This is a genomic window from Salinisphaera sp. S4-8, assembly GCF_040361235.1.
Taxonomy (GTDB): Bacteria; Pseudomonadota; Gammaproteobacteria; order Nevskiales; family Salinisphaeraceae; genus Salinisphaera.
On record NZ_APNF01000001.1, the window covers coordinates 161,898 to 174,578 of the forward strand.

11 protein-coding genes are annotated in these 12,681 nt (G+C 62.0%); 8 read left to right on the plus strand and 3 right to left on the minus strand.

Annotated elements, in window-relative coordinates:
• Positions 1 to 61 precede the first annotated feature (61 nt).
• Together S4A8_RS00775 and S4A8_RS00780 are read right to left on the minus strand one after the other, a co-directional pair.
• The gene (locus S4A8_RS00775; protein ID WP_353218642.1) at positions 62 to 817 is read right to left on the minus strand and encodes an enoyl-CoA hydratase/isomerase family protein; all 756 of its coding nucleotides are present in this window, start codon (positions 815 to 817) and stop codon (positions 62 to 64) included.
• On the minus strand, positions 814 to 1,455 hold the full coding sequence (locus tag S4A8_RS00780; protein ID WP_353218643.1) for a TetR/AcrR family transcriptional regulator: 642 nt from the start codon (positions 1,453 to 1,455) through the stop codon (positions 814 to 816). The genes S4A8_RS00775 and S4A8_RS00780 overlap by 4 nt, the downstream gene beginning before the upstream one ends.
• Positions 1,456 to 1,744: 289 nt before the next feature.
• On the opposite strand from S4A8_RS00780, the gene S4A8_RS00785 reads away from it, so the two are divergent.
• The 5 genes from S4A8_RS00785 (at position 1,745) to S4A8_RS00805 (ending at position 6,866) form a co-directional block, all read left to right on the plus strand.
• Positions 1,745 to 2,968 carry a substrate-binding domain-containing protein gene (locus tag S4A8_RS00785; protein WP_353218644.1) on the plus strand — a complete coding sequence of 408 codons (1,224 nt, stop codon included), beginning with the start codon at positions 1,745 to 1,747 and terminating at the stop codon, positions 2,966 to 2,968.
• 114 nt (positions 2,969 to 3,082) lie between these two features.
• The gene (locus tag S4A8_RS00790) at positions 3,083 to 3,889 is read left to right on the plus strand and encodes an ABC transporter ATP-binding protein (protein WP_353218645.1); all 807 of its coding nucleotides are present in this window, start codon (positions 3,083 to 3,085) and stop codon (positions 3,887 to 3,889) included.
• Entirely contained in the window at positions 3,889 to 4,614 is a 726-nt protein-coding gene (locus tag S4A8_RS00795) for an ABC transporter ATP-binding protein (protein WP_353218646.1), read from the plus strand. The genes S4A8_RS00790 and S4A8_RS00795 overlap by 1 nt, the downstream gene beginning before the upstream one ends.
• A gap of 16 nt (positions 4,615 to 4,630) precedes the next feature.
• Positions 4,631 to 5,692 carry a branched-chain amino acid ABC transporter permease gene (locus tag S4A8_RS00800; RefSeq protein WP_353218647.1) on the plus strand — a complete coding sequence of 354 codons (1,062 nt, stop codon included), beginning with the start codon at positions 4,631 to 4,633 and terminating at the stop codon, positions 5,690 to 5,692.
• Between the two features lie 13 nt (positions 5,693 to 5,705).
• Positions 5,706 to 6,866, plus strand: coding sequence for a branched-chain amino acid ABC transporter permease (locus tag S4A8_RS00805; protein WP_353218648.1), 1,161 nt, complete (start codon positions 5,706 to 5,708; stop codon positions 6,864 to 6,866).
• A 94-nt stretch (positions 6,867 to 6,960) separates the two neighbouring features.
• On the opposite strand, the gene adhP is transcribed toward S4A8_RS00805, so the two are convergent.
• Positions 6,961 to 7,986 carry an alcohol dehydrogenase AdhP gene (gene adhP, locus S4A8_RS00810; RefSeq protein WP_353218649.1) on the minus strand — a complete coding sequence of 342 codons (1,026 nt, stop codon included), beginning with the start codon at positions 7,984 to 7,986 and terminating at the stop codon, positions 6,961 to 6,963.
• 197 nt (positions 7,987 to 8,183) lie between these two features.
• Between adhP and S4A8_RS00815 the strand changes: the two genes are divergently transcribed.
• From S4A8_RS00815 to S4A8_RS00825, 3 genes are all read left to right on the plus strand, one after another.
• On the plus strand, positions 8,184 to 9,704 hold the full coding sequence (locus S4A8_RS00815) for an aldehyde dehydrogenase family protein (protein ID WP_353218650.1): 1,521 nt from the start codon (positions 8,184 to 8,186) through the stop codon (positions 9,702 to 9,704).
• A gap of 155 nt (positions 9,705 to 9,859) precedes the next feature.
• A complete protein-coding gene (locus S4A8_RS00820) occupies positions 9,860 to 11,719 on the plus strand; it encodes an ABC transporter ATP-binding protein (protein ID WP_353218651.1) in 1,860 nt (619 codons plus the stop codon).
• Positions 11,719 to 12,621: a DMT family transporter gene (locus S4A8_RS00825; protein ID WP_353218652.1), complete on the plus strand. Its 903-nt coding sequence runs from the start codon at positions 11,719 to 11,721 to the stop codon at positions 12,619 to 12,621. Before S4A8_RS00820 ends, S4A8_RS00825 begins: the two co-directional genes overlap by 1 nt.
• The last annotated feature ends 60 nt before the right edge of the window (positions 12,622 to 12,681 follow it).

Consider the following 12,681-nt stretch of genomic DNA (forward strand, 5'->3'; position numbering starts at 1 on the left):
TTGCCGGCGGCCGAGGGCCGATCCCGAACGTGACCGACATGCGATCCCTCGACAGAAACTGTCATCGCTTCAGAAAGGCGGCCATGCCCTTGTCCGCTTCTTCGCTGTCGATTTGTTCAAGAAAGGACCGGTACTCGGCTTCGAGACCGGCGGCCACTGTGGTTCGATCGGGTCGCGTCAGGGCCAAGGTGTGGCCGACGCTGCCGGGGCGTGCGGCACGGATGACGCGCGCCACGTCCAGAGCACGTGCCCCGGTGTCGTGCGCACCGGCGCGATACTGCGCGAGACCCAGGCGATAGGCCTCGTCGGCATCGACGGCGCGGTTGGTCAGCTGTATATCCAGTGCCCGCGCGCGGCCGATGCGTTCGGGCATCAACGTCGTCCATCCGCCGTCGGGGCTGAAGCCCACCACGGTGTACCAGGGCGCAAAGCTGGCGCCATCGCCTACCACGGCGATGTCACAGGCCAGCACCAGACCCACCGAACCGCCCGTGACCATGCCATGAACGGCCACCACGGTCGGGACCGGCATATCGAGCAGATCGAGCAATGTGGCGTTGAGTTCGCCAACCACCTGCTGTGCATAGGCCTTTCGGTTGGCACGGCGGGTGTCGTAGAAAGCGGCCACGTCGCCACCGGTAGAAAACGACGGGCCGCTGGCATCCAGAATCAGGACCTGTGCATCGGATTCCCGGACTTCAGCAAGCCCGTTTCGTACGGCGCGGAGCAATTCCGGCACGAGTGCGTTATGGCGTTCCGCCCGATTGAGCGTCAGGCGCGCGATACCGTCTTCAATACGGGTCCGTACCGCACTCATGGGTTTCTTTCCTGCCCGTCCATCGCAAGGCCATGGCGAAACAGATCGGAAATGGTGGCCACGATGTCGTCGAAAGGCACGTCGTCGTCCCACAGGGCATAGCGCAAGCCCAGAAAGTTCGCCATGCCCATCAATGCCCAGACCCGGACTTCGTTGTTACCCGAGCGAATCTCGCCCTTGCGCGTGGCATCGGCGAGCATGCGCAGATAACCACGGCCGAAGGCTTCGTAATATTCGCGATAAATCGACTCGTCGACGAACTGCGCTTCCTGCAACACGCGATAGAGGTACGGATTGTCGTGCAGGTATTCGAGGAAGGCGCGCAGGCCTTTCTCTTCGGCCTCGAGTCGATCGCGCGCATGGACGACTTCCGCAGCCAGGCGCGCACGCACCTGATGGCCCATATCTCGCACCAGCTCGCGAAGGATCTCTTCCTTGCCGACGAAGTAGTTGTAGAACGTGCCTTGTGCGACACCGGCATCACGCGTGATGTCGCTCACGCCGGCCCGGTGATAACCCAGCGAGCCGAAGGTCGATTCCGCTGCCTTGAGTATGCGGGCACGCGTACGCGCGCCGCGCGCCGTCTTCGGCGCGCCCGGGCCCGATTGGGCCGCGGCATCAGCATGACCTATGGGCATCGAAAGCAACCTTGGTTGAATGAATCCTGACTCACTCGTCATTTATAAGCTAAGTCAGCGCGACCAGTTTCGTCAACAAATTGACCGACCAGTATTGCGCTCCAAAGGCTAAATCAATTCATCTTACTGTTTTATATAAGATTTTTATTATTCAAGACGGCTTGCACGGCTTTATAACTCGATCGACCAAATCGCTTGCCCAAACGTGACTGAGGTGTCATATTTACCTCCAGCGCTTTTCGATACAACACAGCGCCCCCGGCAGGGGCCAATAAATCAAGGAGATCCGATGAAGCGTTCCATTACAGCGATTGCATTCGCCCTCGCCTCGGTCGTCGCCACGCCCGCTTCGCTGGCGGCCGACTCCATTCGTATCGCCCATGTCACCGGTTTCACGGGGCCCTTATCGGCCTATGCCGAACAGCTTCGCGTAGGCATGAAGATGGGTTTCGAATATGCGACCGACGGCTCGATGGAAATCGAAGGCCGTTCGATCGAGATCATCGACAAGGACACACAGCTCGACCCGGCCCGTGCCCGCGCACTCGTTGAAGAAGCCTATGCCGAAGACGATGCGCATATCGTCGTCGGGCCGGTATCGTCCGGCGTTGCACTGGCCACGCTGCCGATCGCGCAGATGTACGAGCGCGTGATCATGCCGGGAGGCGTCGCTGACGCGATTACCGGCAAGGACTGGAATCGCTACGTGTTCCGGGTGGGCCGCAACTCATCTCAGGACGCGGTCTCGAATGCCGTCGCCCTCGGCGCGCCGGGCGTTTGCGTGGCCACGATCGCGCAGGACTATGCCTTCGGGCGCGACGGCGTCGCTGCCTACACGGAAGCCATGCAGGCCGAAGGCGGCCAGGTCGTACACGAAGAATATCTGCCCACGGATGCGACGGACTTCACCGCAGCCGCGCAACGGCTGTTCGGGGCACTCAAGGATCGCGACGGTTGCGACAAGGGCAAGTACATCTTCGCCATCTGGGCCGGCAGCGCGAACCCGCTCAGCCGTATCCAGGATCTCAAGCCGGGCCGCTTCGGCATCAAGCTCGCGACCGGCGGCAACATCCTGCCGGCCCTGGTGAGCTACGCCGAATTCCCCGGTATGGAGGGCGCAGGCTTCTATTATTTCGAATCGCCGGATAACGATATCAACGACTGGTTCGTCGAGCAGCATATGAAGCGTTTCAATGCCGCACCGGACTTCTTTACCGCCCAGGGTTTTGCCCAGGCGATGGCGATTACCGCGGCAATTCGCAAGACAAACGGCTCGACCGACACCGAGGACCTCATCGAAGCCCTTGAGGGCCTCGACTTCGATACCCCGAAGGGGCCGATGAATATCCGCGCTGCCGACCATCAGGCCATGCAGCAGATGTATCACTTTCGCATCGACGCGCAAGAACGCGACGACTGGTTTGCCGATCGCACCGTCGAGGCCGGCGTACCCACCCTGGTCCGCGTAATCGAAGCGGACGAAATGGATATTCCGGTACGTAACGGCCGTTGAAGCGGCATCGCAAGGCAGTGAAGGCGCCACGGCATGGCGCCTTCACGCCGCGACCAGACGATCGGCGGACAAGCAATGCAACCAAATGATTCCGACGTGGCGAACGATACGTCGATGCCCGATTCGCAAGCCGCGCCGCCGGATCAGTCGGGTCTCGAAATCCGCGATCTGAGCATCACCTTTGGTGGGCATACCGCGGTTAACAAGGTGTCCTGCGCCTTTCATGCTGGCACGCTGACATCAATCGTCGGCCCGAACGGCGCGGGCAAGACCACCCTGTTCAATCTCATTTCCGGCCAGCTCACGGCTACGTCCGGCAGCGTCAGATTGTTCGACGAAGACATCACCGCACTCGGCGCGCCCGCGCGTGCCGACAAGGGCCTGGGGCGTGCCTTCCAACTTACCAATTTGTTCCCAGGGCTCAGCGCGCTGGAGAACGTACGCCTGGCCGTGGCATCGCGTTACCACATCGGCCATATCTTCTGGCAGATGGCCGCCGGCCGGCGCGATATCAGCGACCGCGCTGTCGCCTATCTCGAGCAGGTCAACCTCGGCAAACGTGCCGACACGCCGGTGGCCAACCTGCCCCACGGCGACCAGCGCAAGCTGGAAGTGGCATTGCTGCTCGCGCTCGAACCGGAGGTATTCATGTTCGACGAACCGACCGCCGGCATGAGCGTCGACGAAGTCCCGGTCATTCTCGACCTCATCGCCGATATCAAGAAGCGCCAGAACAAGATCATCCTTCTGGTCGAACATAAGATGGATGTGGTGCGTTCGTTATCGGACCGCATCGTGGTACTGCATAACGGCGAACTGGTCGCCGACGGCGAACCCGCACAGGTGATCGCCTCGCCAGTGGTCCAGCAGGTCTATCTCGGCGCCAGCCCCGAGCAATCTGCCGCCGGGAGTCTTGCCTGATGAGCGACGCATTGCTGTCATTGACCGAGGTCTGCGCGGATATCGACCAGTACCATATCCTGCACGGGGTCGACCTCGTCGTGCCCAAAGGCGAACTGACCATGCTGCTCGGGCGCAACGGCGCCGGCAAGAGCACGACGCTGCGCACGATCATGGGGCTGACCACCGTCACCGCCGGCGATATCCGTTTTCAGGGCCAACAGATCACGGGCCAGAGCACGCCGCGTATCGTGCGCCGCGGTATCGCCTTCGTACCCGAAAACATGGGTATCTTCAGCCTGCTCACGGTTCGCGAGAACATGATCCTCGCCGCGATCGGCGGGGCCATGGACTCGGCTCGGCTGGAATGGATCGTCGATCTGTTTCCGCCGCTGAAGAAATTCTGGGACAAACCGGCCGGCAATCTGTCCGGCGGGCAGAAACAGATGCTCGCCATCGCCCGCGCCATTATCGAGCCGCGGGAACTGTTGCTGATCGATGAACCCACCAAAGGACTTGCGCCGGCCATCATCGACGACCTCGCCGACGCCTTCGAACAGCTCAAGCGTCAGCAGGTCACCATCCTGCTGGTCGAACAGAACTTCAACTTCTCACGCCGCCTCGGGCAATCGGCCGCGGTCATGAACGACGGCCGCGTGGCCTGGTCCGGCTCGATGGCCGAACTCGCCCACGACGACGATCTGCAGCACCAGTTGTTAGGGCTGGGCATGGGCGAACATCAATGAAGACAGGAGCCTAGGCATGGCGGCTGACGACGTGCGTATCGAGGAACCGACCGGGCGCGCGGGCCCCATGGCGCGCTTTCATGCCTTTCGGCGTGACAAGCCACATCTTTTCGTCCTGCTGGCGATGATGCTCGCAGCGCTGGCATTGATGGAGCCACGCATATGGGTGGTACTCACCATCAGCGGCCTGGCCATGGGCGCGATGGTCTTTCTCATGGCATCCGGCATGACGCTGACCTTCGGCCTGATGAACGTTCTCAATCTGGCCCATGGCGCCTTTATTTCACTGGGCGCATTCGCCGGTGCCAGCGTGCTGCTCTGGCTGAGCACGCAAGCCAATCATCCGTCGTTATGGATGAACCTGATCGCAATCCTGCCAGCATTCTGTTTTGCACTGCTCGTAGCCGGCCTGCTCGGGCTGGTGTTTGAGCGCCTGATCATCCGGCCGGTCTACGGCGATCATCTCAAACAGATACTGGTCACGGTGGGCGGCTCGATCATCATCATGGAGTTGATCCAGGTCGTCTGGGGCCCGAACGAACTGCCCGTCCCACGGCCCGACGCGCTCAAGGGCGCCGTGTTCCTGCCGGAATGGCTGCCGGTGGCCGGTGGTATTGCACTGGAAAAATACCGTCTGATCGCCGTCGTGCTCGGTCTGGCCATTTACGCGCTGTTGAGCTGGATCATCGAACGCACGCGTGTGGGCATTCTCATTCGTGCCGGCGTGGAAAGCCGCGAGATGGTGGAAATTCAGGGCTATCGCATTCGCCTGCTGTTTCTTGGCGTATTCATCGCCGGCTCTGCCCTGGCCGGCCTGGGCGGCACCATGTGGGCGATGTATCGCGAAATCATCACCGCGCATATGGGCGATGAACTGATGATATCCGTGATCGTCGTCATCATTCTCGGCGGGCTGGGCTCGATCAAGGGGTGTTTCTACGGCTCCGTGCTCGTCGGGCTGATCAACCTGTATGTCGGCTATCTCGAACCTCGCCTTGCGGCCGTCGCGACGGTTGCGTTGATGGTCGCCGTGCTGATGTGGCGCCCCCAAGGCCTGATCCCGGTCATCAAACTTTAGAGGAGCCGCCGTTTTGAACCGCTTGTTTTCCGGCGACTACCCGCGCAGTCGGTTGCTCAGCGCCGCACTGCTGCTCATATTTCTGGCTCTGGCTTTCGGACCGTTCCTGTTCGACGGTATCCGCACGTTTTCCATGCTCGGCATGATGTGCGTGTTCATCATCGTCGTCGCATCCTACGACCTGATGCTCGGCTATACGCATATCGTATCGTTCGCCCATACAATGTTCTTCGGCATCGGCGCCTACGGCATCGCGATCGCCAGCGATCATTACGGCAGCGGCTATGGCGCCCTGATCATCGGCATCGGCGCCGCGCTGGTCGCGAGTTTGCTGCTGTCGCTTTTGCTCGGCCTGCTGTCGCTACGCGTGAAGGCCATTTTCTTCGCGCTCGTCACGCTTGCCGTCGCATTCGCGTTTTTAAGTCTGGTAACCCAGCTCTATAACGTGACCGGCGGTGAAGACGGGCTGGCCGTACGCAGCCCGCGCGAGCTGGGGCCGGCGTTTCGCCCATTCGATTTCAAGCTGCCCGGCTTCAATATCTTCGGTTTTATCGGCGGCGCGCTCTCAAGCCCCGGCGAGATCGGTCAGGCTTTCGACGAGGCGCTTTTCAGCGTGCGCTTGAGCGGGCGACATCTGACCTACTACATCGCCTTCGCGACCATGATCGCGGTCTTCATTTTTCTGCTGCGCATGGTCAACTCGCCGTTCGGGCGCGTACTGCAGGCCATTCGCGAAAACGAATTCCGAGCCCAGGCGCTCGGCTATCGCACGGTGCTGTATCGAACCGCCGTGGTCGTCGTATCCGCCCTGCTGGCCACCGTGGCCGGGGTGTTATTCGCGTTGCTCAATCGCTACGTTAACCCGGAAAACACGCTCAACTTCGAACTGATGATCTTCATTCTGTTGATGTGCGTGATCGGCGGCATGGGCACGCTTTACGGGGCGATCATCGGCACCGTGCTCTTTCTGCTGGCCCAGAACTATTTGCAGGATCTGCTAAAGCAGCTCGACGCACTCGTTCCCGCCGATACGCTGCTCGCCGAACTGATCAATCCCGATCGCTGGCTGCTGTGGTTCGGCCTGCTGTTCATTCTCAGCGTCTATTTCTTCCCGGCCGGCATCGTGGGCCAATTACGAATCCGGGCCGCGACGCGGGCAAAACGCCGGAACTGACAGCCGAAAGCGCGCGTACGCACAAAACGCCATATCGACCGGGCGCTTTGCCCCAGCGCCCGATCGATATGCGTTCTCCCTGAACTCTAATACGTTAGAACTTGACCACGATACGGCCGTCCACACGCCCGTGCTCGAGATCCTCGAAGATGGTGTTGATGTCTTCCAGGCGTTTTTCGTGCACGTGGGTCTTGACCTTGCCTTCGGCAGCAAAGGCGAGTGCTTCGCTCAAATCCTTGCGGCTACCCACGATCGAGCCGCGCAGGGTGATGCGTTTGAGCACGACATCGAAGATCGGTGTGGGGAATTCGCCGGGCGGCAGGCCCACCATGGCGATCGTGCCCTTGCGCCGCACCATGTGCAGGGCCTGCGAGAACGCCGGTGGCGACACCGCGGTCACCAGCATGCCGTGCGCGCCGCCGCCGGTCGCGGTCATGACCTGATCCACGGCGTCGTCGTCGCGCGCGTTGATCGCGACATCGGCGCCCAGTTCACGCGCCAGCGCCAGCTTGTCCTCACCCACATCGAGGGCGACCACCTTGAAACCCATCGCCTTGGCATATTGCACGGCGACATGCCCCAATCCGCCGATACCGGAAATAGCGACCCATTCGCCGGGCTTGGCATCGGTTTCCTTGAGGCCTTTATAGGTGGTCACGCCGGCACACAGAATCGGCGCGATCTGGACATAGTCGGCGCCGTCGGGCAGCCGGCCGACATAGTCGGCATGGCCGATGGCGTATTCGGCAAAGCTGCCGTTGACGCTATAGCCACTGTCGTTTTGCTGTTCGCAGAGTGTTTCCCAGCCGGTAATACAGTATTCACAGGCACCACAGGCATCGTGTAGCCAGGCTATGCCGACCGAATCCCCTTTCTTGAGATGGGTGACGCCTTCGCCGACCTCGACCACCACGCCGGCGCCTTCGTGGCCGGGAATCAGCGGCAGGTTGGGCTTGACCGGCCAGTCGCCGTTGGCCGCATGCAGATCGGTGTGACACACGCCGGTCGCCTTGATCTGCACAAGCACTTCGTTGCGTTTCGGCGTGGGGATATCCACTTCTTCGATCGTCAACGGCTCGCCAAAGCGATGCACGACGGCCGCTTTCATCTTCTTGGCCATGATTGCGCCTTTCGGGTTCAAACCATTACCCGAATCTAGCGCCGCACGCCGTGCACGGGTTGATCCAGATCAACCCGTGGGTCAATCGGGGCGCGCCATAGTCATGACAATCAGTTCGCGCGACCCACCCAATCGATCGGCGATCAGCGATCGGCCGACGGCGCGGACAGCCTCCATTTCAGCTCAGGAGCGACGTCATGGACGAAAAGGTCGACCCCCGCACACTCGAACAGCAAAACCTGCGCCAGCGCTACGATAACTTCATCGGCGGCGAGTGGCGTGCCCCGAACAAGGGCCGCTACTTCACCAACAAAAGCCCGATCGACGAAAGCGTGCTCTGCGAAGTCGCCCAATCCGACGCCAGCGATGTGGAACAGGCGCTGGATGCCGCCCACGGCGCACGCGCAGCCTGGGCACAGACATCGCCGGCCGAACGCGCCGACGTGCTCTACAAGATCGCCCAGCGCATCGACGACAACCTCGAGCTGCTCGCACGCGTGGAAACCCGCGACAACGGCAAGCCCATTCGTGAAACGCTCAATGCCGACATCCCGCTCGCGGCCGATCATTTCCGGTATTTCGCCGGCTGTATTCGGGCCGAGGAAGGCTCGATCGGCGAGATCGACCACGACACCGTGGCCTATCATTTTCGCGAACCGCTGGGCGTGGTCGGCCAGATCATTCCCTGGAACTTCCCATTGCTCATGGGCGCCTGGAAACTCGCACCGGCGCTGGCCGCTGGCAACTGCGTGGTGATCAAGCCGGCTTCGAATACGCCGATGAGCATGGCGGTCCTCATGGATCTGGTCGGCGACCTGCTACCGCCCGGCGTGCTCAACGTGGTGTTCGGCCCCGGCGGTGAGGTGGGCAATGCCCTGGCTTCCAGCCCGCGTATCGCCAAGATCGCGTTCACCGGCGAAACCACCACCGGCCGGCGCATCCTGCATGCTGCGGCCGACAATCTCATCCCGCAGACCATGGAGCTGGGCGGCAAGTCGCCGAACATCTTCTTCGCGGATGTCATGGACGCCGACGACGACTTCCTGGACAAGGCCCTGGAAGGCCTGGCGCTGTTCGCCTTCAACAAGGGCGAAGTCTGTACCTGCCCGTCGCGTGCGCTGGTACAGGAATCGATCTTTGATGCGTTCATGGAGCGCGCGGTCGAACGCGTGGCCAATATCCGTGTGGGCGACCCGCTGGACCCGCAGACCCAGATGGGCCCGCAGTGCTCGAGCAGCCAGTACCACAAGATTCTCGAATACATCGATATCGGCAACAACGAAGGCGCGAACTGCCTGACCGGCGGCGAGCGCGCACAGCTCGACGGCAATCTCGCCAACGGCTACTTCCTGCGCCCGACCGTATTCTCCGGCAACAACAAGATGCGGGTTTTCCAAGAAGAGATCTTCGGCCCGGTGCTGTCGGTGACCACGTTCAAGGACATCGACGAGGCCATCGAAATCGGCAATGACACGCCCTATGGCCTGGGCGCCGGCGTCTGGTCGCGCAGTGTGCACAACACCTATCGCGTGGGCCGCGCCATCCAGGCCGGGCGCGTATGGACGAACTGCTATCACCAATACCCGGCCCATGCCGCCTTTGGTGGCTACAAGGAATCCGGCTTCGGCCGCGAGACCCACAAGATGATTCTCGACCACTATCAACAGACCAAGAATCTTCTGGTGAGCTATTCCACCAAGGCCCAGGGTCTGTTCTAGGGCCGCACGACCGAGCGCACGCCCTTGGCGCGCGCTCGGTCGCACCGCTTTCCACAACAGGACTGCCGCCGCAACGGACCCGGGCTGCCCGCCGGGCAGGCATACGCTAGACTGGCGCGCCTTTCGTAATCCGGCGCCATGTCGCCCGTTCGCCCATGTTTGGTCTGTTCGAACGCCTGGTCGTACCCTTTCCCGACGAGGCGCGCACGCCACCGCGCGACAGTCTGCTGCGCTATATCGTCTTCTATGCGAAGCCGGTGTGGCCGTTGCTGGTGGCCATGGCCGTGCTGACCACGGCCATTTCGGTGATCGAAGTCTCGCTGTTCGCCTTTCTCGGGCATATCGTCGACTGGTTTGCCAACTCGCCGCGCGAGACATTCGTGGCCGACAACGCCCTGGCGCTGACCGGCATGGCGCTGGTCATACTCGTGGTTCTGCCGCTGCTGGTGTTCGTGGAAGGGCTGGTAACGTTTCAGGCGTTATCCGGCAATTTTCCGATGCGTTTTCGTTGGACGGTCCACCGCTGGCTGCTCGGCCAGTCGCTGACCTTCTTTCAGGACGAGTTCGCCGGGCGCATCGCTACCAAGCTCATGCAGACCGCACTCGCCGTGCGCGAAACGGTGATGAAGTTCCTGGACGTGATGCTCTACGTGGCGGTGTATTTCACCGGCATCGTGGTGCTGGTCGCCGGTGCGGACTGGCGCCTGGCGATACCGTTCGTGTTCTGGCTGGCGGGTTATATCGCCCTGCTGCGCTATTTCGTGCCCCGCCTGGGCCGGGTGGCCGAGCGCCAGGCCGATGCGCGCGCGGCAATGACCGGGCGCGTGGTCGATGCCTATACCAATATCGCCACGGTCAAGCTGTTCGCCCATACCGAGCGCGAAGGCGACTATGCCCGCCAGAGCATGCAGACGTTTCTGAGCACGGTCTATGCGCAGATGCGCAAGATCAACGGCTTCTATGCCAGCCTGTATCTGCTCAACTCGCTGCTGTTGATTGCGGTGGCCGCCCTCGGTATCGGGCTGTGGCAATCGGCGGCGATCAGCGCTGGCGCGGTGGCGGCCGCGCTGGGTCTGGTGCTGCGTATCAACGGTATGGCGCAGTGGATCATGTGGGAGGTGTCGCAGCTGTTCGAGAATATCGGCACCCTGCGCGACGGCATGGCGACATTCTCGAAAAGCCGGGCCCTGGTGGATGCGCCCGAGGCCAAACCGCTGCTGGTGCGCGACGGTGCGATCGCGTTCAACGATATCGGCTTTCACTACGGCCGTGGTTCTGGGGTGATCGAGCATTTTTCGCTTGCCGTCGCGCCTGGCGAAAAGATCGGTCTGGTCGGGCGTTCCGGCGCCGGCAAGTCCACGCTGTTGTCATTGCTGCTGCGCTTTCACGACGTGGAATCCGGCCGCATCACCATTGACGGCCAGAACATCGCCGACGTGACCCAGGCTTCGCTGCGCGCGAATATCGGCATGGTCACCCAGGACACGGCCCTGCTGCACCGTTCGGTGGGCGACAACGTGCGTTATGGCCGGCCCGAGGCCAGCGATACGCAAGTCGAGGCCGCGCTGATTGCCGCCCAGGCACGCGATTTCATCGACGATCTGGTGGATGCCCAGGGCCGGCGCGGCTTGGAAGCAATGGTGGGCGAACGCGGCGTGAAGCTCTCCGGCGGCCAGCGTCAACGCATCGCCCTGGCCCGCGTAATGCTCAAGAACGCGCCAATTCTGTTGCTCGACGAGGCCACCTCGGCGCTGGATTCCGAAGTCGAGGCGGCCATTACCGGCAACCTGCATCGCCTGATGGAAAACAAGACCGTCATCGCGATCGCGCATCGTTTGTCCACCATCGCCGAACTCGACCGGCTGATCGTGCTCGACGAGGGCGCGATCGTGGAGGCCGGCACGCATGCCGAGCTGCTGGCCGCGGGCGGGCTGTATGCGCGTCTGTGGCAGATGCAATCCGGCGGCTTTCTCGCCGAACAGGTCACACCCGAAAATCGCACGCATACGGCGTAATGCGATCGTTCGCATCGAAGGCCGCACTGGCGTATCCGCTGCTCGTTGCCACCACGCTGGCCTGGGGGCTGAACGCGGTGGCCGGAAAATTCGCGGTCGGCCATATCAGCCCGTTGCTACTCACCCATTTGCGTTGGGGGCTGGCCGGTCTGGCTGCCCTGCCGTTCGCCTGGCCGCATCTCAAACACGACTGGCCGGTGATTCGCCGCCATATGCCGCTGCTTTTCGCCTACGGCGCGATCGGTTTTACCGGTTTCAACGCCGCCCTCTACAGCGCACTCAATCATACGAGCGCGATCAACGTGGTCATCGAACAGGCCGGCATGCCGGGCGTGATCTTCGCGCTCAATTTTCTGGTGCTGCGCGAAACCATTACCGCCCGACAGTTGCTGGGTTTCGTGATTACCGTGGCCGGGGTGGCGCTGATCGTATCGGGCGGCCAGTTGTCGCGTTTACTGGCGCTGGATCTCAATCGCGGCGATGCGCTCATGCTGGTCGCGATCACCTGCTATGGCGGCTATACCGCCGCCCTGCGCATCAAACCGCCCATGCACTGGCTGAGCTTCATCGCCGTGATTTCGGCCACCGCCTGGCTCGGTTCGTTGCCCTTCGCGGGCTGGGAATACGCCCGCGGCACGATCATCTGGCCGGATGCAGTCGGTTTGGCGGTGGTCGCATTCGCCGCCCTGGTGCCGGGCCTGATCGCCCAGACCGCCTTCATTCGCGGCAACGAGCTCATCGGCGGCAACCGCGCCGGCGTCTTTCTGAATCTGGTGCCCATTTTCGGGACGTTGCTATCGGTGGTTCTGCTCGGCGAAAGCCTGCACCTGTTCCATGTGGTGGCACTGAGCCTGGTACTCGGCGGCATTACTCTGGCCGAACGCGCCGGGCGTTCTTATTAACGCGGCAGGCTGGCCCGACACATGATCCCGGCTGCGACCGATTGTCGCAGACATACCGAT

Excerpts from the sequence above, each read along its gene's own strand:
- S4A8_RS00825 (WP_353218652.1), top strand. The coding sequence starts at position 11,719 with ATGCGATCGTTCGCATCGAAGGCCGCACTGGCGTATCCGCTGCTCGTT.
- S4A8_RS00785 (WP_353218644.1), top strand. The coding sequence starts at position 1,745 with ATGAAGCGTTCCATTACAGCGATTGCATTCGCCCTCGCCTCGGTCGTC.
- adhP (WP_353218649.1), bottom strand. The coding sequence starts at position 7,986 with ATGGCCAAGAAGATGAAAGCGGCCGTCGTGCATCGCTTTGGCGAGCCG.
- S4A8_RS00775 (WP_353218642.1), bottom strand. The coding sequence starts at position 817 with ATGAGTGCGGTACGGACCCGTATTGAAGACGGTATCGCGCGCCTGACG.
- S4A8_RS00800 (WP_353218647.1), top strand. The coding sequence starts at position 4,631 with ATGGCGGCTGACGACGTGCGTATCGAGGAACCGACCGGGCGCGCGGGC.
- S4A8_RS00815 (WP_353218650.1), top strand. The coding sequence starts at position 8,184 with ATGGACGAAAAGGTCGACCCCCGCACACTCGAACAGCAAAACCTGCGC.
- S4A8_RS00795 (WP_353218646.1), top strand. The coding sequence starts at position 3,889 with ATGAGCGACGCATTGCTGTCATTGACCGAGGTCTGCGCGGATATCGAC.
- S4A8_RS00780 (WP_353218643.1), bottom strand. The coding sequence starts at position 1,455 with ATGCCCATAGGTCATGCTGATGCCGCGGCCCAATCGGGCCCGGGCGCG.
- S4A8_RS00820 (WP_353218651.1), top strand. The coding sequence starts at position 9,860 with ATGTTTGGTCTGTTCGAACGCCTGGTCGTACCCTTTCCCGACGAGGCG.
- S4A8_RS00790 (WP_353218645.1), top strand. The coding sequence starts at position 3,083 with ATGCCCGATTCGCAAGCCGCGCCGCCGGATCAGTCGGGTCTCGAAATC.